At 36.1% G+C, this 22,802-nt stretch carries 27 protein-coding genes; 14 read left to right on the top strand and 13 right to left on the bottom strand.

Annotated features, from left to right (window positions below; translation table 11 throughout):
* Window positions 1-224 precede the first annotated feature (224 nt).
* From A3EM_RS0111165 to A3EM_RS0111140, 5 genes are all read left to right on the top strand, one after another.
* Window positions 225-749, top strand: coding sequence for a Dps family protein (locus tag A3EM_RS0111165; RefSeq protein ID WP_020528297.1), 525 nt, complete (start codon window positions 225-227; stop codon window positions 747-749).
* A gap of 300 nt (window positions 750-1,049) precedes the next feature.
* Window positions 1,050-1,931 (top strand): mechanosensitive ion channel family protein, encoded by an 882-nt coding sequence (locus A3EM_RS0111155; protein WP_026210233.1) that lies wholly within the window; start codon window positions 1,050-1,052, stop codon window positions 1,929-1,931.
* Window positions 1,932-1,958: 27 nt separating this feature from the next.
* Window positions 1,959-2,318, top strand: a complete 360-nt coding sequence (locus A3EM_RS42115; protein WP_020528294.1) for a thioredoxin domain-containing protein — start codon at window positions 1,959-1,961, stop codon at window positions 2,316-2,318.
* Between the two features lie 114 nt (window positions 2,319-2,432).
* Complete coding sequence (locus A3EM_RS0111145; RefSeq protein WP_020528293.1) at window positions 2,433-2,822, top strand: hypothetical protein; 390 nt, start codon at window positions 2,433-2,435, stop codon at window positions 2,820-2,822.
* Between the two features lie 128 nt (window positions 2,823-2,950).
* Window positions 2,951-3,370, top strand: coding sequence for a hypothetical protein (locus A3EM_RS0111140; protein ID WP_020528292.1), 420 nt, complete (start codon window positions 2,951-2,953; stop codon window positions 3,368-3,370).
* Between the two features lie 296 nt (window positions 3,371-3,666).
* Here the strand turns inward: A3EM_RS0111140 and A3EM_RS0111135 are convergent, their stop codons facing one another.
* The 3 genes from A3EM_RS0111135 to A3EM_RS0111125 all read right to left on the bottom strand — a co-directional run bounded on the left by A3EM_RS0111135 (window position 3,667) and on the right by A3EM_RS0111125 (window position 5,613).
* Window positions 3,667-3,882, bottom strand: a complete 216-nt coding sequence (locus tag A3EM_RS0111135) for a hypothetical protein (RefSeq protein ID WP_020528291.1) — start codon at window positions 3,880-3,882, stop codon at window positions 3,667-3,669.
* A gap of 53 nt (window positions 3,883-3,935) precedes the next feature.
* Entirely contained in the window at window positions 3,936-5,027 is a 1,092-nt protein-coding gene (locus A3EM_RS0111130) for a site-2 protease family protein (RefSeq protein WP_020528290.1), read from the bottom strand.
* Between the two features lie 139 nt (window positions 5,028-5,166).
* Entirely contained in the window at window positions 5,167-5,613 is a 447-nt protein-coding gene (locus tag A3EM_RS0111125; protein ID WP_157637835.1) for a DUF4199 domain-containing protein, read from the bottom strand.
* Window positions 5,614-6,180: 567 nt separating this feature from the next.
* Between A3EM_RS0111125 and A3EM_RS0111120 the strand changes: the two genes are divergently transcribed.
* On the top strand, window positions 6,181-6,411 hold the full coding sequence (locus A3EM_RS0111120; protein WP_020528288.1) for a hypothetical protein: 231 nt from the start codon (window positions 6,181-6,183) through the stop codon (window positions 6,409-6,411).
* Window positions 6,412-6,472: 61 nt separating this feature from the next.
* Window positions 6,473-7,516, top strand: a complete 1,044-nt coding sequence (locus A3EM_RS0111115; protein WP_020528287.1) for an endonuclease/exonuclease/phosphatase family protein — start codon at window positions 6,473-6,475, stop codon at window positions 7,514-7,516.
* A 33-nt stretch (window positions 7,517-7,549) separates the two neighbouring features.
* On the opposite strand, the gene A3EM_RS0111110 is transcribed toward A3EM_RS0111115, so the two are convergent.
* The 10 genes from A3EM_RS0111110 to A3EM_RS0111055 all read right to left on the bottom strand — a co-directional run bounded on the left by A3EM_RS0111110 (window position 7,550) and on the right by A3EM_RS0111055 (window position 19,506).
* Window positions 7,550-7,846 carry an antibiotic biosynthesis monooxygenase family protein gene (locus A3EM_RS0111110; RefSeq protein WP_020528286.1) on the bottom strand — a complete coding sequence of 99 codons (297 nt, stop codon included), beginning with the start codon at window positions 7,844-7,846 and terminating at the stop codon, window positions 7,550-7,552.
* A 68-nt stretch (window positions 7,847-7,914) separates the two neighbouring features.
* Entirely contained in the window at window positions 7,915-9,441 is a 1,527-nt protein-coding gene (locus tag A3EM_RS0111105) for a sulfatase family protein (protein WP_020528285.1), read from the bottom strand.
* 397 nt (window positions 9,442-9,838) lie between these two features.
* A complete protein-coding gene (locus A3EM_RS45740; protein ID WP_020528284.1) occupies window positions 9,839-10,342 on the bottom strand; it encodes a PRC-barrel domain-containing protein in 504 nt (167 codons plus the stop codon).
* 335 nt (window positions 10,343-10,677) lie between these two features.
* The gene (locus A3EM_RS0111095; protein WP_020528283.1) at window positions 10,678-11,130 is read right to left on the bottom strand and encodes a hypothetical protein; all 453 of its coding nucleotides are present in this window, start codon (window positions 11,128-11,130) and stop codon (window positions 10,678-10,680) included.
* Between the two features lie 515 nt (window positions 11,131-11,645).
* A complete protein-coding gene (locus A3EM_RS0111090) occupies window positions 11,646-13,145 on the bottom strand; it encodes a BON domain-containing protein (protein WP_020528282.1) in 1,500 nt (499 codons plus the stop codon).
* A gap of 77 nt (window positions 13,146-13,222) precedes the next feature.
* The gene (locus tag A3EM_RS42105) at window positions 13,223-13,987 is read right to left on the bottom strand and encodes an OmpA/MotB family protein (RefSeq protein ID WP_157637834.1); all 765 of its coding nucleotides are present in this window, start codon (window positions 13,985-13,987) and stop codon (window positions 13,223-13,225) included.
* A 440-nt stretch (window positions 13,988-14,427) separates the two neighbouring features.
* Window positions 14,428-15,588 carry a baeRF7 domain-containing protein gene (locus A3EM_RS0111075; protein ID WP_020528279.1) on the bottom strand — a complete coding sequence of 387 codons (1,161 nt, stop codon included), beginning with the start codon at window positions 15,586-15,588 and terminating at the stop codon, window positions 14,428-14,430.
* Window positions 15,589-15,650: 62 nt separating this feature from the next.
* Window positions 15,651-16,511, bottom strand: coding sequence for a universal stress protein (locus tag A3EM_RS0111070; protein ID WP_020528278.1), 861 nt, complete (start codon window positions 16,509-16,511; stop codon window positions 15,651-15,653).
* A gap of 60 nt (window positions 16,512-16,571) precedes the next feature.
* Window positions 16,572-18,104: a BON domain-containing protein gene (locus A3EM_RS0111065; RefSeq protein WP_169513347.1), complete on the bottom strand. Its 1,533-nt coding sequence runs from the start codon at window positions 18,102-18,104 to the stop codon at window positions 16,572-16,574.
* A 418-nt stretch (window positions 18,105-18,522) separates the two neighbouring features.
* Window positions 18,523-19,506 carry a GlxA family transcriptional regulator gene (locus tag A3EM_RS0111055; protein ID WP_020528275.1) on the bottom strand — a complete coding sequence of 328 codons (984 nt, stop codon included), beginning with the start codon at window positions 19,504-19,506 and terminating at the stop codon, window positions 18,523-18,525.
* 140 nt (window positions 19,507-19,646) lie between these two features.
* On the opposite strand from A3EM_RS0111055, the gene A3EM_RS0111050 reads away from it, so the two are divergent.
* The 7 genes from A3EM_RS0111050 (at window position 19,647) to A3EM_RS0111020 (ending at window position 22,793) form a co-directional block, all read left to right on the top strand.
* Complete coding sequence (locus A3EM_RS0111050) at window positions 19,647-20,030, top strand: DoxX family protein (RefSeq protein WP_020528274.1); 384 nt, start codon at window positions 19,647-19,649, stop codon at window positions 20,028-20,030.
* Between the two features lie 4 nt (window positions 20,031-20,034).
* Entirely contained in the window at window positions 20,035-20,472 is a 438-nt protein-coding gene (locus tag A3EM_RS0111045; RefSeq protein WP_020528273.1) for a VOC family protein, read from the top strand.
* Between the two features lie 2 nt (window positions 20,473-20,474).
* Entirely contained in the window at window positions 20,475-20,927 is a 453-nt protein-coding gene (locus A3EM_RS0111040; RefSeq protein ID WP_020528272.1) for a VOC family protein, read from the top strand.
* A complete protein-coding gene (locus A3EM_RS48310; protein ID WP_020528271.1) occupies window positions 20,928-21,053 on the top strand; it encodes a hypothetical protein in 126 nt (41 codons plus the stop codon). It begins immediately after the preceding gene.
* A 15-nt stretch (window positions 21,054-21,068) separates the two neighbouring features.
* Window positions 21,069-21,446, top strand: a complete 378-nt coding sequence (locus tag A3EM_RS0111030) for a nuclear transport factor 2-like protein (RefSeq protein WP_020528270.1) — start codon at window positions 21,069-21,071, stop codon at window positions 21,444-21,446.
* Between the two features lie 15 nt (window positions 21,447-21,461).
* Complete coding sequence (locus tag A3EM_RS0111025) at window positions 21,462-21,674, top strand: hypothetical protein (RefSeq protein WP_020528269.1); 213 nt, start codon at window positions 21,462-21,464, stop codon at window positions 21,672-21,674.
* Window positions 21,675-21,902: 228 nt separating this feature from the next.
* Window positions 21,903-22,793 (top strand): arsenite methyltransferase, encoded by an 891-nt coding sequence (locus A3EM_RS0111020; RefSeq protein WP_020528268.1) that lies wholly within the window; start codon window positions 21,903-21,905, stop codon window positions 22,791-22,793.
* The last annotated feature ends 9 nt before the right edge of the window (window positions 22,794-22,802 follow it).

Below are 22,802 nucleotides of genomic sequence, written 5' to 3'. Positions count from 1 at the left end.
AAAAACCCTTACCCAGGTGCACAGGGGTAGAAATTGTCGGAAAAATGAGGAATTAATTCTACATGAATGAGGATTTATGGAGACAATAAATATTAATTTATCTGGATTAATAATTTATAACTAATTGATTATCAGATCAAAAAATATTTTCATTTAAGATGGATTAGTTTTTTCCATAAAGTATACAACTGAAATTAAATGTATCACTAAAAATAAAATACTTAATGGAAACAGTAGAGTTGAATGAAGTAAATCTTAAAGAAGAAGATAAGTATAAAATTGAATTAAATACAGGTATCCAGGCGCTTGACCGGGTAGAAATAGCTTCTGGATTATCTAAAACTATTGCAAATAGTTATTTGCTGATGTTGAAAACCCATTTATATCATTGGAATGTGAAAGGTGATCTTTTTTACACTATTCACAAAATGACAGAGGAACAGTATAATGATTTATTTTCTGCGATTGATGATCTGGCCGAAAGAATGAGAGCACTTGGTGCTGGCGCACCGGGAACATTAGAAGAGTTTTCAAAACTGGCTTTTGTGAAAGATGGCAAGATGAATTCCACAGAGAAGGAAATGATTGGAGATCTGCTAAAAGATCATGAGCAACTGGTAAGACTAATGAGAGAAGTGGTACCGGTAGCCGATAAGGCAGGAGATGAAGTTACCGTAGATTTATTAACGCAAAGACTAACTATCCATGAGAAATATGCGTGGATGTGGAGAAGTTTTTTAGAGAAATAATAAATTCTGGCCTGACACAAATTTATGGGCAACAGCTTTGGAAAAGGCTGTTGCTTTTTTTTTGGGGTACAATCAAATATTGATTCCTCACCTGAAGCCAGTGGAATAACTGTATGAATGATTTTAGACTGGGGTGAAATCTCCACATCTGTAGAAAGTAAAGTACAACTATCAGCACTAATTATTTTCTAATAAATATTTAAAACGTTCATTATCAGCAGGTTAATTTTCAAAGTATTTTACGGTACAATCATTTCCCTTATGTTTTTGAAATTTAAATAATTAAAAATGAATTTAACAATGGAAATCTCAAACATAGTTGGACTACTAACCGAAAAACTCAGCCTTTGGGCGGAAACCCTTGTAAGTCATATTCCCAATTTTGTACTGGCGGTTCTGGTTATCATATTTTTTGCCTTTTTAGCAAAGTATGCTAAGAAAATCACCATTAATATTATCCACAAATTCCATGTGGGCGAATCTCTTGTGCAATTGTCGGGAAAGATAGTTTCCATCATAGTGATTTGCATCGGGTTATTTTTTGCACTGGGCATCCTGGACCTTCAAAAAACAGTGACTTCCTTGCTGGCTGGTGCAGGTATTATCGGTCTGGCACTTGGTTTTGCTTTTCAGGATCTTACTGCGAATTTCCTTTCTGGTATTTTTATCTCCGTACAAAAACCCATATCAATCGGAGATGTAGTAGAAACTAATGGCTATTTTGGTCAAGTGAAGCAAATTAACCTGCGTTCTACCATCATCAATAATTTTGGTGGACAGGAAATAGAGATTCCCTCCAAAGATATTTTCCAAAATCCAATTAAGAACTACAGTACCACCGGGGAGTGGAGGATGCAATTAAATTGTGGTGTAGCCTACGACACGGACCTTCAGATGGCAGAAGATACTGCTCATGAAGCTATTTCAAGTCTGCCTTTCCTTCAGGAAGGAAAAGAGGTGCAGGTTTTATACGAAGAATTCGGAAGCAGCAGCATCAATTTTAAAATCTGGTTTTGGATTGACCGGGAAAAAATGGGACCTCCTGGGGCAATGAGTGAAGCAGTAAAAGCACTTAAAAAAGCATTCGATGAAAAAGATATCAATATTCCTTTCCCAATCCGTACGCTGGAATTGAAAAATCAAAGGGAGATTCTTGCTCCATTTACCAATAACCATAACTAAAAATCAAAATTAATAAATCTAGAAATCATGGAACCAAACCATTTTATTTATAATAGTAGAAAACTGCTCGATAAAAAGCTTTTAGGCTACACAAAAGCTGTAAGTATGGATTTTTTGGAGAGAGACATTTCCAAAAATAACCTGACTTCAACCCAGCTTTTTGAATTAGCTGAAAAGATGAATAAAAAATTGATAGACATGATTTACATCAATATTCCTGACATGGATTTGATCGATGTATCTCAAAGCTATAGTGAAGATGATATCGCCACTATGATTATCAATAATCCAGATATTCTAAGAACTCCGATAGTTTATCTGGAAGATGAAATTTTTATAGCCGATGACATCATGGATATTAATAAAATTGAAGAATTGGCTCATTAAAATATAATCTCGCTTTAACACCAAATAATCTACAACCCACTCAATTCAGTTCTATTTGCTTAGCGCTGGATTGAGTTTCTTTGGGTTTTTTACCAAAACAAAACTTTTATAGCTATGGCAACTCTGATCCTCACAACTTTTTTCCTGGCAACGGTCATATTATGGGCCAAAAGTGAATATGGAAGTCAGCACAAAGGCCTGAAGGTTTTTGGCATCAATTTCTTTATTTTCCTGAGCTATACTTTTCTGATTTTAATTGCTGCCCAATTTATGGATATTCAGACGGTAAGTGATGAATCAGGTTTTTTTAGCGACCTCAATGCGCAGTCAGGGATAGCTGCTGAAGTAGCAGCCAATCTGGGGTTAAATATTGCTCTATTTTCTTTCACCATGATACTGGAAATCACATTATTTACCTTCCACGTTTTTGTGTTTTGGTTATTTATGATCTATGAGTTGTTTATCAAAAAACACATCTCCAGAAAAGTCTTAGAAAAAGCATAAACCACTTATTCTTATTCCAAACCAAGCCCCTTTTGTGTATGAAGGGGCTTTTTTGTTTTTGGCAATTAATATTTATAGCTTACCTGGAACAGGCACTGAAACCAGACACCTAATAAATTACTTATCCAATGAATAGAAAAGAGTTTTTACTGGAACTTTGGAAAAAATTCATGCAACCTGTGGTGATCCTTTTGGTTTTATTTTTTACAGTCCAGTTTTTTTATTTTGCAGTTTCCACAAATGGAACTGAAACACAAACCATTTACCTACTTACAGGCATTGTTTTAATAGTTTCTTTTATCCTTTTACTCAGGCTTTTATATAGTATTTCCACTGAATGGTATAAATCATTGCTTTCTCCAAAAATTAGCCATTATCTTGTCACACTATCTCATAAATTGAATTATTTAAGTCCGGTTGCCTTAGTGGTTTTGCTTTATATCATGTGGTTACAGGAAGCCTATATTGCCTTTGTGATAATTGCTTTTTATTTCATTGCAGATGTGAGAAAAATTATTCTGGACAAAATGAAGCTATCTAAAGAATAACTTTTTTGCTGCTGTTGGTAGATTTTGCGCTATGCTTCTTCAATTTTCTTCCAATAATCTCCATTACTTTTTGGGGCGACCCATCTAACCCAAAATTGAATCGCCTAAAACAAAATCTATTCATTCTCCCAAGGAAATCCTTTACTTTAGTAAGCTGGGTAATTGAGTGAAGGCTTTCAATAGTTTTTTAAAGGTAGGCAATGTTGTCAGACTCATTTCAAAACAGACTAAAAGAAAAAAACCTTCAGGCAATTTGCCTAAAGGTTTCTGGATTGTTATTGACTAATAACTACCTTTTATGAAATTCCTATATATCTTTTTCGGGTATGGCTATGCATAATCCTTTTTAAAGTGCCTAGATATTCCTTTAAATATTTCTTTGAATAATTATTGGCTTTTTTAATCAGGTCTTCATGAGAGCCCTGCTTAATGTGTCTGTAAATTTCAGGGTGTTCGAATCTGATTTTTTCTTTCGCTGATTTAATTTCATTTACAATTCTTTGGTATTGCATAATTTTAGTTTTTGGTTAAACATAATTTGGTTTAATTGTTAAAGCATTGTTTTTTAGTATTGATAACCTTCCGTTTTCAGGATCAGAAATTCCCTGATTTTGTTGAAGGAAATGATCCCGCTGATTCTGTTATCCACCATTACTGGAAAGTATTTGTCCCGTTTTCTGATCAGGTAATTATAAGCCTGATTTAGATTTTGGTTGGCATCTATTACCTCAAATTCCTTATCCATTAGGGTGGTAATTTTTCTTTGTTTATTGTGCCCGTCTTTCAGGTATTTTTCAATAGTGTGTCTGCGGACTATTCCGTAAATCACTCCGTTTTTCTCCACAATGATCACCTGGCCGGGACTATTATAGAATTTTTCCATGGCCTCATTTATGGTATCCTGAGTGGATACAGGGACATAATTCTGGCTCATTGCATCTTTAACCATATAGGGCTCAAATCTTTCGAAGTTTTTAATATACTTATATTCGCTTCTGGCTCCAAAAAATACAAAGAAACCAATGAGCATCAGGAAGGGATTATAAAACAATCCTGCCACTATAAATACTCCGGCAAAAAACTGTCCTATCCACATGGCAATCCGGGTAGCTTGTAGTCTTGGAAGCTTCATGGATAGTAAAGCCCTTAAAACCCTGCCCCCATCCATGGGAAAAGCCGGAATGGCATTGAAAATAACCAACACAATATTCGCAGTCATTAAATAATAGGGAAAGGTAGCCAGAGATAAGGGCTCATCCAAAAGTGTTAAATTTTCGATATACTGTTGATTGGATTTAAACCCAATAAACAAAATCAGGGCAATCACTACATTTACAGCAGGCCCTGCAATAGCCACTACCAATTCCTTCATCGGTTCTTTGGGAATACTTTGTAGCCTGGCCACACCACCAATAGGATAAAGTGTGATATCTTTAGTAGGAATGCCAAATCTTCTGGCCGCCAGGGCATGCCCTAACTCATGAAGTACCACACAGCCAAATATGGAAATTACAAAAAATAACTCCCATGCTATTCCCATAGCCGTTTGTCCATAGCTTAAATTCAGGAAGGTGACCCAAAGCAAAATAAAAGCAAATGTCCAGTGAACTTTTAGTGATATTCCAAATAATTTACCAAGATTAAGTGCGTATTTCATGAGTTTCAAATTTTATAATTTTGAACTATAAATTCTTCCTGCAAGCTTTCCCAATCCTACAAGAAGGTTTTACCTAGATTTTTCTTCTATTAAGATAAAAACATCCCGGAGGGCTGTTAAGTTTGAAAAATTTGGGTAACTAGGCATTTAGACTTTCAGTTTTGGCCTTGTAATATTGCATCACCCCAAAGGTGGAAATCAGGCCGGAAGCAAGTCCTTCTATAAACAATACACCCATCAAAGAGACTGGATTCAGATACTGTCCGAATGGTTCGTTAGCCTTCAGGTAATTCATAAAGTTTGGGTTTAAAAACTGAAGGTAAACGCCCATAAAAACCACGAATCCGAGTACCCCAACAATGGCAGTAGTCAGGCCGGTTAAAAATCCAGCATAATAAAAGGAGCTGTTGAAAGAATTTTTCTTATAATTTTTGATAGCCAACCAGACTGCCGAAATCATGATAAACAGATTTAGAAACCGAAGTTCTATGATTTCCACCAAATTAAATCCTTTCATTAATCCAAAAAATACGATATAGCCGATAAGGCTAATTATACCATATTTTATTCCTATTTTATTTTCCATTATTTCAGTTTTTTTAGGTTTAGTATTATGTGTTACACATTCTATTGAAATTCTTATTCCAGTTACATTTTATTTGGGAATTTAAATCCTGGATTCTAGTATTTATACCTGATTATCAATAACTTATAAAATAAAAAAAAAGAAATACTACCCAATTACAGGCATCCTTTATTGAGTACAGAATTCCACAATGTTGTGGAATGAGGGTAAACTTTGAAATGGCCTCCTAAACCAACTTAGGGCTGCTCTAGAGGAGAATAGAGGTGTAGAAAATTCACCTCATTGTTTCAAAAATTACACAAATTTCCAGACAATTTGAAGAAGTAATTAAATCGATAACTAATTGAAAATAAGACTCTTATGTTTTAAAAGTCTTACCTGGCCAGTTTGGTATAATTATGCTTTTGGCTTAATTGAGTAATAATCATCTTTAAACAACCAGACAGCCCAGATTGCTTACTGCCTGGCATCACCTAAATCAAATTCAAATTTTTAATTTGAAAACCGACTTTTCATTGGTCAGCACTTTGAAAAATAACATATGATTCATTTATAACAATTACTACAATGTTTGATTTAATAAAAAAATTTGCGATCTTCTTCTTTTTTATAGGCCTGACAGGAACGCTGGTTTTTGGGCTAAAAGCTTATGGGACTGACCTGGAATATGAAGTTTTGGAAAATAACCTTGAATTAGCCCAAAATGCCGGGAAAGCAGACATGGTCACTTTTGCTACAATCAGCATGTTTGCATTTATGATCCTGGTAGTTGATTTTATGCGCAATCACAGGTTTTAGCATCGCCTTAAACCGTGTGATTCGATTTAAATAGTAAATAAACTTAGCATTTGTAAGGAAAATGAAATGGTTAGTAATCATCCCCAGCTTAATTTTTGGAATAGGTACATTTATACCATTCTTCAAGAAAGACCATTGGTTTTTCCGTTTATGGGAATTCCCAAGACCCCAATTGTTATTCATAAAAACAGCATGTCTGATAGGTGTAATCCTGGTTTTGGAAATTTCACCTTTAATGGTTTTTCTTGTGCTGCTTCTTGCAGCTGCTTTGCTTTACCAAATTAAAAAGATATTTCCCTATACTTTTTTGGGAAAAAAGGAATCAAAATGGATTAAAGAATCACATGAAGACCAACAGATCAGTCTTTTAATTTTTAATGTGTATATGCACAACAAAAAGTTCCAGAAAACCCTTGATCTGGTGGAAAGAGAAAACCCTGATGTCGTGATGTTGGTCGAAACAGATAAAAAATGGCAAAAAGCCCTTTCCGGTTTGAAAGACCATTATCCGTATTTTATTGAATATCCTCTTGAAAATACTTACGGGATATTATTTTATAGCAAATTGCCCATTCAAAATGCCAGGGTTAATTTTTTAGTAGAGAAAGGAATTCCTTCCATATTTGCCCAAATACAATTACAATCAGGCCAATGGATAGATTTTTATGGGATACACCCCACACCACCCATTCCACCTGAAAATGACAGGTCTACAGAGCGTGATATAGAATTGATTTTGGTTGGAAAAAAAGCATTGAGATCCAAAAATCCGGTAATCATTGCCGGGGATTTGAATGATGTAGCCTGGTCGAAAACCTCACGAATGTTCCAGAAAATCAGCAGGCTTCTGGATCCTCGAAAGGGTAGGGGCTTTTTTAACACCTTCCATGCGGATTACTTTTTTGCCCGTTGGCCACTGGATCATATTTTTCATTCTAATAATTTCCTATTGGCTGGAATCAGGAGACTTCCCCATACTGGTTCGGATCACTTTCCCATATTGGCCAGTTTGCAGTTTAATCCAGGCAAAGAAAAAGTACAAAGCTATGCGGGATTATCCGAAAAATATTCTGAAGTACTGGAAGAAAAACTGGAGGCGCTGTAATTTAATTTTTTCTTCCTGGATTGAGCAAATTTTTCATTTTGTGAAATCCTCAATTTCCTTAAAAATTTCTACGGAGATACGTTTTCCCAAATCATGCATTTTCCCCATTTGGCTATGATTGCCCTCATGCCAAAATTCTTCCCAGTCTTGCAGAGAATCCCATTTGGCAACAGTCTTTATTTCCGTAGAATCTTTTTCATGCTGTAACATGAAACTACCTCTTGCTCCTTCCACTTCCTCATGAATTTTATTAGTAGTTTTTTTCCAGGTTTCGATGAAAGTTTCCAATTTTTCCGGCTCCACTTTCCAGCTATAAATTATCCGTATCATGGTTTTATCATTCAGAATTTTTGGTTTACGTATGAAAAATTTTCTATCTGTCTGATAGGGTTTGTGTATTAATAATCATTGCCCTTCAGACTGTTTAAAACAGATTTTTGCCATTTCAATAGCTCTTTACTCAGCTCCTGAACTTTCCCGGGATGGGAACTGGCAATGTTTGTTGTTTCTGCACGATCCTTTTCAATATCAAATAATTCTGCAGTAAGATTATCCTGCTCAGTTCCGTCTATAATAAGTTTAAAATTATCCTGCATAATGGCTCTGGTTCCCCCAAAGTGTGCTTCAGTGGTGTGGTTATATACAAAGTTCTTAAACGAGCGGGTATATTGATTTCCCATCTTTTTCACGAGTGGTGTGGTTCCTTCCTGTAATTCTGAATCTATGTATACTGGAGTAGTATCCTGTACCAAATCATTGGCATTAATTCCCCAAAAGCACAACGGCTCCTTTCGGGCTGTTTCAGGGGCTTTTATCACCGGTAATAAAGAAGTTCCGTCTATTGGCCGGTTTGGCATTTGGGTGCCCAATATTTCATTTATGGTCGGTAAAAAATCACTTGTTACCGCTATGGACTTTGAAGTAGCAGGTTTTTTAATCATTGCAGGCCATTCCATTACTCCGGGTACCAAGATCCCTCCTTCATAAAACAGTCCTTTTTCCCCTCTTACGGTCAGCCCAGTTCTTGCAGCGCTTTTAGGTGTGCCATTATCTCCACAATACCATATAATTGTATTTTCATCCAGCTTATTTTCTTTCAGATAGATCCGTAATTTTCCAATAGCCCGGTCCATAGCCGTGATTTCGGCATAGCGTTCCCGTAAAACTTCTCCCAAAGGTCTTTCGGTGGGCTCTCCGGTTTTATTTGAAGTCAATTTTACCTTTACATTATCCAGGCTATCGGGAAGGTTGTCATAAAGTTTTAAATCATCGGGCAGTCCACTGTAAGGTTCATGAGGGGAGCCAAACCAGACAACTGCCATAAAAGGTTGCGCACTTTGATTTGTTTTGGATATAAACTGAATGGTTTCATCAATAATTACTTCAGAACTCTCTCCTTCGAACGTTTGAGGATCTTCCCCGTTTCTTGAGAATACCGGGTTGAGTTCAAAGAAGTTATCATGTGAAAGATATTCCTCAAAACCCATTTTTGAAGGATTCGTAGGGGAGGCTTTTTTTACCGGCCCAAGATGCCATTTCCCAAAATGACCTGTGGCATAACCCATACTTTTAGCCAAATGGGCAATGGTAATTTCCTCCGGCCTGATAGACCAGCCGGGAGCAAAAGTACCGTAGCGATTAGGGTGCCTTCCAGTCATAAAGCTTCCTCTTGTTGGAGAACAGCTTGGATGTCCCGAATAAAATCTGTCAAATCTCAAACCATTTGAGGCCATTTCATCCAGTACAGGTGTTTTAACAAAAGGGTGTCCGTTGTACCCCGTTTCATCCCAACCATGGTCATCTCCCATTAATAAAATGATATTTGTTTTTTCTTCCGGCTGGGTGTTATGATCCGTGCCCTTTTCATTACAGTTACTAAATATTAAAAGGGATAATAAAAAATATGTAATTAAAAAATTCTTCAATTGATGTGGGTTTGTTTTCCCCTAATCTAATAAATTTTTAAACTTTTAGATATTTCCTGGGAAAATGCGAGCTTAAAAAAAGAAAAGATAAAGTTAAGTTTTTTCATGAGTAATTGAATGGTGCTTCTGGATAAGTGTAGCACCAGCTATACAGGATAAGAAATTTACGAACAGACAGAATGAATGTGGGCAGGAACCGCTGTAGATGGGATTGTTTCCGGGTGGGAATTTTTGCTTTCTTAAAATAATTACGGACCAAATGAGGTCCGTAATATTAATTTAGAGCATGTTTAAATTTTAACTGTTTCGCTGCAAACGCCCATTTTTGCAACCTCACGAAAAACTGGACGTTTTGGCTTGAAAACCTAAATTTTAAGCAAGCTCTTAATGTCTTTGATTAATTGGTGCTCAGCCATTTTTCTCTCGCAGTATTTCTGGACATTCCGGTTCGTTCAATTTTATTCGAATCAAACCCTGCTTCTTCAATGGTTTTAGCTTCTCCTGAGTTATCGAGGCCTGCATTTTTCGTTTTATAAACGGGATCATTTATCGGATTAAAGGCTGGATCGCTATTGTAATAAACATACACCTGATTCAGAAATTCTTCCTGAGGATAATCCGGCCATTGGGTTTTGTTAAATCCTGGTGCATTTTTAATTTTTTCTTTACTCACATCCAGGATAGCTTTTCCTTCTGATACCATATCCCAGGCAAATACCTGCCATGGAATAGCAAATAATTTATTAAAATTTTCTTCGGAATATTCCATAACCACATAGGCTATTCTTCCTGTGGTATTATCGATTACTACCTCATTTACCGTACCCAATAACTGGTTTTGTGGAGAATATACTTTTGTATCTTTTAGCACATTTGCTTTTGTGAATTTATATGGTGTCATCTTGTTATTTTTATATTTATATTGGTTAAAAAAAATGTTTTAAAAAAAAGGCAAGTAATGTGTAATTACCTGCCTTTTATATGCTTACAAACTGAAAATTGATAAATTATGATTTTAAGTTGTCATTTCATGATGTATTAAAAACATACATTTTTCAGTATGTGAGGAGCATTAGTTTTAGTTAGCTGGTTGAACGTTTTCTAGTTAAGTTAGCAGTGTTTTTCAGGCAGTTCCGGTTTTACGGGAATCCTGCCCGAATGTGTTGTTTTATTGGCTAGTTGAAGAATTTTTACTGGTTGAAAGAATTTGTTGTATTAACTTAAACTGAAACAAAATTATCCTTCAAATGCTTCTTCCACTTTGTTTCCGAACTTTTCAAATTCGGTTTCTATATTTTCGGAAGTTTTTTGAAATTCTTTTTCTATATCGTTGAAAGTCTCTTTTGAGCTATTTTTTACTTTATCAAGTTCAGCGGCAAGATCATTTTTGGTTTTCTCCATATCAGCTTTTACTTCCTGCCAGTCTTCTTTCATTTCGGCACTGACTTTTTCACCTGAGTTTTCTATTTTGTCATCCCAGGTGCTTATTTCCTTATCCAGTTCCTCCATTTTATTCTCAATATCTCTTTCCAGAGCTTCTTTCTGTTTTTCGAAATCTTCATCAATTTCTTCTACAGTGGTTTCTACATTTTCTTCGTAGTTTTCAGATCTTTGTCCCTGATTACATGAGTAAAAAAATGAACCTGCAGAGATCAAAAGGGCGATGTTGAACAATTTTAGCTTTTTCATCTTACTTTAAATTTTTAGTGTTATAATCCTGATTTTTATATAATTTTTAAATCCTTTTCCATTCTATCTTCAAATAAGAAATGGATGATTTTTAGGTTGTTGCTTTATTAATAAGAAAATTTATACCAACTCTAAATTTATATTATAAACAGACAGATTATTTTGTAATATACTGATTTTCAATTACTTATAATTATAAAATAAAATTCAACTTTCCCCTATGCCAGAAAATTGTTTCTTTTTCTCCACAATTTTTTGGTGATTATTCCACACTTTCCCAGTTATTCCTCCTGGAGATTTGCAATCCTTTAAACCTAAAAAATCAAAAACTACCTAAAATAAAGCATGTATGATTCCGGGTTTGCTGAATTATATTTGGAATTCTTCTTCAGTATAAAAAAGTGAGGGATGAGCCAAAAGCATTTGCCATGACCCATCCCATTCAACTTTACAACTAGAAATCCCAAATCAAATACCATTGAATTTGGTTCTTTTAAACTAAGCTATTCTGCTTTTTAGTTATTTGTTTTTTCCACTTCCAATTGATTGATTACCGTAGTGGCACCGCCTTCCAATGCATTGATAGCGGCATAAGTTTTTTCCCTTTGGCTATCCACTACTCCTTTAAGTGTGGCTTTGCCGTTAAATACCTCTACCTGAACTTCATCCTGATTTACAAAAGGAGACCACCAAAGCTGATCTTCTATTTGCTCCTTAATTTCAATATCATTTATCAGCGTTTTCTGGTCAAGCGTATTTGAGTTATTACTGCTTAGCGATTCATTTGGTTCTTCACCCACCTGAATCTTATTTTTCACGGTCACAACACCTTTAATATCATAAACTTTCTCAGAAGCCCTGAACTTAAGGTATTCAGTGGATGTATTTCCCGTTAAGGTCACTATACCGGAATTCACTTTTACTTCAATGGCTTCATCTCTTAAAAAAGGATCTAAGGCGAACATGTCCCTTACATCAGAAATAAGCGCGAGGTTTTCAGGAATGGTACCTGGTCTTACTTTTAGATAATTCTTTACAGACCATACACCAACTATATTTTGAGCCGTTTCCTGAGCGGCTATTTTAGCTCTGATACTAGGTACACTTCCCTGTAAAAACACCTTCCCATTTTCTACTACCACTCCCGGATCAAAGGAATTTACTCTTGGGTCGTACACAAAGGCATCTTCAATGGCTTTTTTTATCGCTTCATCACTGGCGTTGGCAAACTTCCCCTCTCTTAATGCTTTTCGGTCGAACCATTTATCTACCTCAAGAGATGAGGCATCCACTTGTTGTACACCATTAATCCATGAAATCAGTTCCGCCCATTCTTTTTCAGGCACACTTCCTACTACACCAGACAACTTCACATTTCCCTGAATGACTTCTACATCAATTAGTGCATCATCCACTCTGACATCCCATTTCAGGGCTTCCTTAATATCAGCAAGGATTTCCTGGTCGGATCTTTTATTTTGATGTGTAAAAATCAAATGATTAGATACACCACGGACACCAATTATACTTTTAGCCACATTCTCGGCCAGCTTCTTTTCCTGCCAGCTATCTACCTGACCGGCCAGAGTAACCAGACCGTTTACGGCAGTAACATCAATTTCAAAAGACTCAGTGGCTGCATTTTTCAGCAAGGCGGTATTAATATTTTTTTCAATTTCAGTATCAGGAATAACTTTTGGATTGACCTCAATCAGGTTAATTACACCTCTTACGCCTTTAATCGACTTGGTATAATTTCCCGCAAGCTCTTTTTCCAAAAGATTATCACTATTACCTTCAAGAGTGACTATACCTTCCGTAGATTTAACATCTATGTTAAACCCGGTTATTTCACGGTGAGAAATTAATTCTGATTTCACCACCAGTTTTATATTTTCGTCATTAATTTTTCTTTGAGCTTTCTGTGCTAAAACGCTGCCTGAGAGCAAAATGAATCCCATAATTCCGGCAATCAGCAGTTTTAAGTTCGAATTTTTTTTATTTATCGTTTTCATGATTTTTTTTATTTAAGTGTTGGTATTTTTAGAGTTTACCTATGAAATTCCCTGAGGAGGTTGTAGAGGCCTTTCCACTACAATAAATCGAGTACCTCATTCATTTTGGGCATCAGCACAATTTCAGTTCTTCTGTTTGCCCTTCTTCCTTCCACTGTATTATTTTGTGTGATTGGATCATGGAAGCTTTTACCGGCTGTAGTAATTCTACCGGGATTGATTTTACTTTTTTCCATGAGGTACCTAACCACTGCATTGGCTCTTGCCGTACTCAGTTCCCAGTTATCCTTGTAAGGACCATTAATTACTGGTAAATTATCCGTGTGTCCTACAACCATGATGTTTAAATCATTTGCTGCGAAAAGTGTTGGCAAAATGGCATCTAGTGCTTTTTTACCAGAGCCATTCAGATTGGCTTTGTTTGAGGGAAAAAGTAACCTTTCATCCAACGAAATATATAACATTCCATCTTTTATGAATGTGCTGTTACTGATTTCCTGATAAGGCAATAAAAGTGTGGAAATTGTCCACTTAAGGCCCTGCAGTCTGGTTTTTTGTTCTAGGAGCATGGACCTGAGCCGATTTACTTCTTTTTCCTTTTCAAGCTTTTCATTCATATGATCAATAGCCTTGTTGCTGGCGTATTCTGTGAGTGCGGTTACCTGAGTTTGTAATCCGTGATTTGCCAGATCCAGGCTGTCCAGCCTCTCGGCCATTCGCCTGTTTTCCTGTTTTAAACTCACGCTTTCCGTTACTTGTGCTTCATAAACTTTCTTTGAAACACAACCTGAAAAAAGGAAGGTAAATCCTGTTACAATGGTAAATATTAATGACTTTTTCATAATGCTTATGGTTTTATTTTCATACACTGAAGTGGGGAGAAACCCTGACTTCAAATTGTATTAGAGTTATTCGATATTATTTTTTTCAGATATGAAATAATCCTTTGTTCGTGGGAAAAAGGCATAATTTCACAATCAGATTTATTGATTTTATTTTTTTGTTAGTCAAGCTTTTAAAGGTTGCTACTATTAATAAAGGAAGAACTATGCCCGTAAGGGGTTCATATGCTTTAAAAGCTGTAATTAACTGTAAATCAATTAATTAAAATAAATAAAATCATAATTTTTATTTACTTACTGAGGAATTAAATCTACAATAAAATGTAAGTGATTCTACAACTTAAATGGGGGCTTTTTTGAAATCACAAAAAAAAGGAATACCCAATAATGCGTATTCCTTTGAAAAATGTAGATCAAATTCAGGTTATGAAAGCTGCGGATTAATACCGCAGGAAAGCATTCATGATTTGTTCGTGGCCAGAAAGGTTTGCTTTTTCTTTAATATACACATTACCTCCCTGAGCAATAGTTTTTCTGGCAGCCAGGTCGATTAACTCATAATTATCCGGAGATTGGATTTTGTTCTTTGTTATAGTATTGTTTTTCCGGCTGTATTTTCCAAAATATCGGTCCGAACCACTACCTACAAAAAGCGTTTCTACTCTGCCATTGATGGCCTTTGGCAGAATTTCTTCTATACTTGTGGAGGTATTTTCCTGGTGTACGTTTTCCCCAAATTGTTTCCAGGCCTGTTGGTGTGCTTCATTAAAAAATGGTTTTAGCAGATTTACGCTCTTTTCATGTAATTCCAGAATAGATTCGTGTTCGGGATTACCACTTATATTTTCTGGAAAAATATTGTTGTATTTGCTATACTTTTTGAAATCGGCAAATATATGATCAACTGCACAAACTACAAGTGGGGCATTTTCATCATGGAGCATTTCATTTAATCCTTCATCGATGGCACGCATGTATTTTTCCAGTTCTTCATTGTGCTTGTCATTCGCTACGTTATGTCCATGGTACATGGCTTCACCTGATTCTCCCTGTCCGGAACGAGATTGCAATGTTTTTTCCTTGTAGTCTTCCCCAACTACTTCCAGCATTCCCTCCGGAACCAGATCTTTAATCATGACCTCCGTGATTGCATATTTGGTACATTCATAGAATTTAATTTGATTCTGGCTAAGTAACAAGAGGAAGTATTTCTCTCTTTTGTTGACCATGGGTACCAGGGGTCTTAGATAAAAATAGTTGGATACATAAACCTCAGGCCTGAAATTTACCGGAACGGAAAAATCCTTCATGTCATTATCACTAATAAACAGGACTAGGCCGTCACTTTGTTCTCTCCAGAATTCATCATTTCGCATTAAATTCCTAGCCGGTTTTAAAAATGATTCGGCTTGCGGTTCGGTCAATTTAAAAATATCTACCAATTGGTTTTTGGCTTGTCTCAGCTCATTTTTTAAATGGATGGCATCCTTTCCTTCTAACACTTCATGGCCACCACGTGTAGTAGGAATAAATAAGGAGACTGCAATTTCTTCTTCTTTTTCAGCAAGTTTTTCAAATACTTCTCTGTTAAATAAATTCATTTTTTTAAAATAATTTTTGATTAGATTCAATAAATTTTGGGATAAAATTTTACTGAATCGGGTTAATCTTTATTAAAAACAAGAATGGGGAAATTCGTTTTTTTCGTCATTTTATCGGTAGTGCTTCGCCCCAGTACTCTGGCCAGAAACCCTTCCTTCTGCTGTAATAGTGCTATTATTCCCGCCTCGCGTTCTTGTGCAAACTGGTGGACGGCAGCCGTGACATGATCACCCACAAAACATTCAAAATTTATGGATTTAGCATCATGTTGTAAGAGTTCCTGAACTTCTTTGTGCAGCTTATCCATGTTTTTAGTGGTTTCTGAACTTTCAGATTCCGCTATGTGCACCACATGAATTGGAGCATTTATAGGGATGGCCAGCCTGGATAAAAACTGTATGGCTTTTTTATCCCGCTTATGAAAATCTGTAGCATAAACTATGGATTTAAAGGGCTGAAATTTGAAATCTCTTGGGACTACCATTACAGGGACATCTACTTTTTCTATAATTTTAAACTGTTCATTGTTGAAAAACTTTTCCAAAAGGATTCGTTCATCAATTTCAGGAATGATCACAAAAGTTGCATTTACTTCATCTTTATAATCCTGAATGACATTGAACAATTCGCCCGTTTCAATTTTTAAATTTTCTTTTAATTCGGATTTTCCCCAACAGGATGAATTATCTATAAATTCATGAATCCTTTCTTCCAGTTCTTGTTTATCGGCAGTTATTGGTGGAATAAATGTAGATTGATCATATAATCCTGCAGGTGATACCGGATAAAAGGCATAATCATAAATTACGGGATTATAGACCAGGTGAATTTGTAAGGGAATGAGCCTTTTCAGGTGCATCACATACTCCACCAGTTTTTTGGATTCATCTGTGAGATCGAAATATACAATTGCTTTTTCCATTTTCTTTTTTAGGTTTTGGTTTTATTGAATTTTTTGGTTTAAAGTCAGTTATGCTTTACATCAGTTTTTGCTGACTTTCAGCCTGTTGTCAACTGCCAGGGCTCCCGCTTCAAGGGCATTGATGGTGGCATACTGCTTTTCCTGACTTGAGTTTACTTTACCGGTAAGCAGAGCCCTACCTTCGTTTACTTCTACCTTAATATTTTCAGGATTTATAAAAGGCGACCACCAGATTTGTTCTTCAATGTCATCTTTAATTTCTTTGTCATTAATGCCTAAAACCTGGTAAGGTCCGGGCATATAGCTCCTGTAATAATTGTGATAGGTAAAATCCTTTGGCATCAGGTTGGAATCCACAATCAGGTTATTTTGAACAGAAAGGACACCATCGACATCCATAGCCAGTTCCTCCGCTAAGTCAACTTCAAATTGAGCATCCACTGCCCCCTGCAAAGTAATTTTCCCATTTTCGGCAAAAACGTGTACTTCAATGTCTTCCAGATAGGGGTTTTGATTTAATACCCACTCTACATCGCTTACCAATTGTTTATTATCGGGAATGATTGATGGCTGTACTTTAAGCAAATTATTCACTTTCCATACTCCGACTATGTTATTGGCATCATCTGCTGCGGCATTTTTCGCCTGAAGACTATTTACCTTTCCACTTAGTAAAACTTCACCGTTTTTTACCGTGATTTTTATTTTTTCCCGTTTCACTCTTGGATCGATTTGAAATACATTTTCTACTGCTTTTCGGATTTCAGTATCCGGCACAATGGTAATGACTTCCTCTCTGATTTCATCCTGGCTATACTTTTCCCGGACTTTCAGACCCGAGACATCTACTTTTTCTACTCCATTGATCCAGGATTTCAGGCCTACCCAGTTTTTCTCCCAGGCACTTCCAACTTTACCCGAAATAAAAACTACTCCATCATTCACTTTGATTTCAATAAGGTTTTCATCAATTCTTCTATCCCATTTCAAATTATACCAGATATCTTGTTTTAAATCAAAATCTGATCTATCTGCTGTAGCAGTAAAAATGAGGTTATTCTCAATTGATCTTACACCAATTACTTTTTCGGCCAACATTTCAGTAAGTTCCTTTTCCTGCCATGAATCTACTTTTCCCCCCAGGGTGACCACTCCATCATTCACACTGATATTTACTTTATAATTTTTGGTTGCAGGATTCTTGGAAATTGCACTTTTAATATTCTCCTTTATTTTATCATCAGCAACTACTTTATTTTTCACTTCCATTCTATCTATTACCCCAACTACACCACGAATAGACATGGTTACTTCTCTTGCTTCTCTTTTCACCAGCAGATTATTGACATGACCGGAAAGTGAAACAATACCGTCTTCGGAAATAATATCAATATTGTTTTCAGGAATCCCCTGACTTTTTGCAAATTGAGATTCCAGAACCAATACTATTTGTTCGTCATCCATTTCCCGTTGCTGTGCAACACTGGAAAAAGCAAAACAAAGGGAAACTAACAAGATAAATATTTGAGGATGTTCCCTTATAAACTGAATAATATGATTGAATGTGTTTTTTAATGTATCTTCTGGTTCCATAACTTTGGCTTTAAAGTTTAACATTTATACCCAAACCTGGAGATTGAATTCTTCACTTATTGAATGCGCAAATTCAAAAAATAGCTACCTGGAAAAGTCAGTTCAAAAAAATCTCCATCAATTTTGCTCCTGTTCCAATAATTTGGGTCAAATGATTTAAAATCATCATTTACAATTACTGAAGAAAAGAATATGCCATGGCCGGGAATCCCAATCGATATTTGCCAGAAGGTTGTAAATGAGGGGCTTACAGTTTATTAGCAGGGGCAATGAAAGCATGATTGTGGAAAGCTTTCTACAGATTTGAAGGGAATGATCTACAATTCAATTTACTGGGTATATCCTGCCTATTTTATCCAGTAGCTCCTGTTTTGCGTTATTTATCAGCGGAATAAACGTAAAATCTTTCTAGTCCATTCTATCCCAGTGAAACCGCAGCCGCAAACTTTTTTCGATACTCGGAGGGGCTAATCCCCACATGTTTCCTGAATACTTCCCGAAAGGCCTTGCTGTCACTGTAGCCCACTAAAAACATAGTGTCCATGATATTACTATTTTCGCGCTCCAACAACTTTTTGGCAGATTCTATCCTGACCCTCTGTAGATATTGGATAACTGAATTGCCTGTAGCTGCTCTAAACCTGCGTTCTAGTGTTCTGCGGTTAGTGGCTTTTGTTCTCGCTATTTGCTCTACATTCAGCTGTTCTTTAAAATCTTTTTCTATCATTTCCTGAACCTCAAGCACCATTTCATCCTGATGTTGTTTTTGCCCAATAAACATGGCAAAGAGAGATTGATCATTTTTATCAACATCAATCATAAAAGCCTTAGCAGTCAGAATTGCCAGTTCTCTTCCCCCGTACTTTTCGATCAGATATATGGCCAGATTGGTAAAGGCATAAGCTCCTCCGCTTGTGTATAATCCTTCACATTCGGTAATGATCTTCTCAGATTGCACTTTAATTTCTGGAAACATTTCCTGCAAATGTACAGCTTCTCCCCAATGGGTAGAACATGTTTTGCCATTCAAAAGTCCGGTTTCGGCTAAAAGAAATACACCGATACAATACGCAGCAATTTCAGCTCCATTGGTGTATTGCTGGCGTATCCAACTGATAACTTTCTCATTCATTTCAATGGCTTTGGCATGATCCTCATGAACTGCAGGAACAACAATTAAATCAGTCTTTTCTACCTGGTCCAGTGTTTTGGAAGGCATTACACTGAAGAACCCGTTTGAGTCATTGGAAGGTTTGTGATGACCAACAAATTCAATTTCAAACAGTCTTTTTCTGGCTTGTTGAAAAAACATGTCATTTGCCCAGTTTAGGATTTGAAAAGTCCCTGCAATATTGACAATACTAAATTGACCTTTTGGGATAAGAATAGAGATGTGTTTCATATGGAATGTCAAATTATAAGTCAGCTAAGATATCAATTCTGAATGTCGCAATCAACCCCTTAATTAGTCGCAATTGCAAGGTATCATTCATGCTGGCCCAAGGTATATTTGTATAGTATATTTTACTCAAAACTAACCAAATGAATAAACTAAAAAAATCAACTTTAGGCATGATCATGAGTGGTTTGGTGATAGCCTTTATGCTTATGGATACCTTATTTAAATTTATCCGCCCGCAAGAAGTTATAGACACCACTTCTGAGTTGGGATGGCCAGTACATCATATTCTTACCATGGGTCTCCTTTCGCTAGTGGTTACCATTTTATATTTAATTCCACGCACTGCAATTTTAGGGGCCATATTAATGACCGGATTTTTTGGTGGAGCAATCGCCTCAAACCTTCGGGTAGACAATCCTTTATTTTCACATGTATTGTTTCCCGTCTATATCGGGATACTGGCATGGGGTGGCTTACTTTTAAGAAACCCACAAGTTAAAAGCATTTTCACATTTAAAAAATAATATTATGGCAAGCGTAAGTACGTATCTTAATTTTTCACGAAACACAGAGGAAGCATTTAATTTCTATAAAAAGGTATTTCAAACTGATCTGATTGGTGAAATCACCAGATTTAAGGATACTCCACCACAAGAAGGTATGCCTCCATTGGCAGAGGGAGATAAAAACCTGGTGATGCATATTATGTTACCGATTACCGGAGGACATATACTCATGGGCACGGATGCTCCGGAATCTATGGGTTTCAACCTGAATTTCGGAAATAATATGAGTATCAATCTTCAGCCAGATACCAGAAAAGAAACAAAAAGACTCTTTGAGGAACTTTCTGAAGGTGGAGTGATTACAATGGAACTCGCTGAAATGTTTTGGGGAGATTATTTTGGTTCCTGTACAGATAAATATGGTGTTCAATGGATGTTTAATTGCGAAGAAAAAATCTAATCATGGCTAAAATTAATCACCCCAAAATTACCCCTTTTCTTTGGTTTGAAACCAATGGACGAGAGGGAGCTGAATACTACACTAATATTTTCCCTGATTCCAGAATTATCTCTCAAGTGCCAATGGTCACCACATTTGAGTTATGTAATCAACGCTTTTCTATTCTGGAAGCCGGACCACATGATGCTTTCAATGATGCAATTTCCTTTTATGTAGACTGTAAAGATCAGGAAGAGGTAGATTACTACTGGAATACTTTTATCAATGACGGTGGTAAAGCCTCCATGTGTGGATGGTTACAGGACAAATACGGAGTGCGTTGGCAGATCATTCCAGAAATCCTGATTAGGCTATCCAACGACCCAAATGCTGAAAAAGCCAAAAAGGTGGTGAATGCAATGATGAAAATGAGTAAAATTATTGTGGCTGAATTAGAAGAAGCTTACCAAAATTAAATGAATCAGTATGAACCCGGAGCACCCACTGCTTCAATAAACGGTGGGCTGCTTCTGGTAAAAGATGATAAGCTGGATCAGTCCTACGCTGCAGTAATTGGAGTAAGTAAAATTCAGCATGATTGAACCTAAAATATAATTATGACTAAAATCAACATAAAACCAGATTGCGGAAATTCCCCTAAAAAAGCCTTTATAAGGGATTTCAATATTGCATTTGCTGAAGGCAATGCTTCCTTTCTAATAGACCATGCCGGAGAAAATATAAAATGGTGTGTTTATGGAGATTTTGATTTGAATGGCAAAGCAGCCTTTAAAGAAAAAATTAAGGAAATGCAGGAATATCCAAAAGCTAAAGAGTTGATAATTGATTCGATCATCACTCATGGAAATGAAGGTGCGGCAAATGGATGGATAGTGATGGAAGGAGGAACATATGCCTTTTGCGATATCTATAAATTCCAAAGTGCCGGCTCAAAAGTTTTGAATGAAATAAAATCTTTCGTAATCAAAATTTGACGTGTGTAATTAAAAATGGTTGAAGTATACCGCACAAATTTATCGAGTACTCATCGGGCTAAAGAGCTTGAAAAAACTATTTTGTCCCACTTTCCCGATTTGCAGATTAATTTTGACCTGGAAGATTGTGACAAAATATTCAGGATAGTCTATGAAAATGAGCTAAACAAAACTGAAATTGAGGCTATTTCTGAAAAGATGGGAATTCAAATTAACATATTGGAGTAATCCCCAAACCCATAAATCTTTTCACCTGAAAAAGTGATTTAAAACCAATGGAAAAATTAATTGTTCGAAAATTTGTTTTAAACATTATTTCATTGCAATATTGCAATGAAATAATGTTCTTTTACTGGATAATAATTTTTATCAAATTGAAGCAACATAAGTTTATCAGGTGAATGCTGGTAAAAAAATTTATTTAATATTATCGTTATATTGCAATAACATAAAATTATGAATACTGAGCAAAAATTAAAAAATGTAGTCAAAGAAAAGTATAGTGAAATAGCTAACCAGGAAAAAGCAGAAAATGCTTCCTCCTGCTGTGGGGCTACCCCTTCATCCAATAAGGTATATAATATCATGATGGATGATTATACAGGAACAGAAGGCTATGTAGAAGAAGCGGATTTGGGATTAGGTTGCGGGCTGCCTACTCAATTTGCCAAAATTCAAAGAGGAGATACAGTAATTGATTTAGGCTCAGGTGCAGGTAATGATTGTTTTGTGGCACGTCACGAAACAGGAGTTGAAGGAAAAGTTATCGGGATAGATTTTACTCCGGCTATGATTCAAAAAGCCCGGGCAAATGCAGAAAAACTAGGCTTTAATAATGTAGAATTTAGGGAAGGTGACATAGACAATATGCCTGTAAATGAGGATGTGGCAGATGTAATTGTAAGTAATTGTGTGCTTAACCTTGTACCCGATAAGCAAAAGGTGATTGGGGAAATTTTCAGAGTTTTAAAACCTGGTGGCCACTTTAGTATTTCGGACATTGTTTTGGTTGGGGAATTACCAGAAGCTTTGCGTGCTGATGCAGAAATGTATGCGGGTTGTGTGGCGGGGGCGATTCAAAAAGAAGAATACCTGAATTATATTAAGGAAATGGGATTTCAGCATATTGTTATACAAAAAGAAAAACCTATCAGTATTCCAGAGGACATATTAAGCAAGTACCTATCTGACCAGAAAATATCAGATTTTAATAAAGGGGAGACAGGCATTTTTAGTATAACTGTCTATGCAGAGAAACCCGGAGGTCAATCAACAAAATCCAAAATCAAACTTTCAGCGCTTCAAAGCCCTGAAAATTCCTGTGCACCAGGATCGGGATGTTGTTAATTTTTTAGG

The sequence above is a fragment of the Flexithrix dorotheae DSM 6795 genome (assembly GCF_000379765.1).
In the GTDB taxonomy this organism is placed as follows: domain Bacteria; phylum Bacteroidota; class Bacteroidia; order Cytophagales; family Flammeovirgaceae; genus Flexithrix; species Flexithrix dorotheae.
The sequence above is the reverse complement of the archived record's forward strand: the minus strand, read 5'-3'. Positions and strand labels throughout refer to the sequence as shown.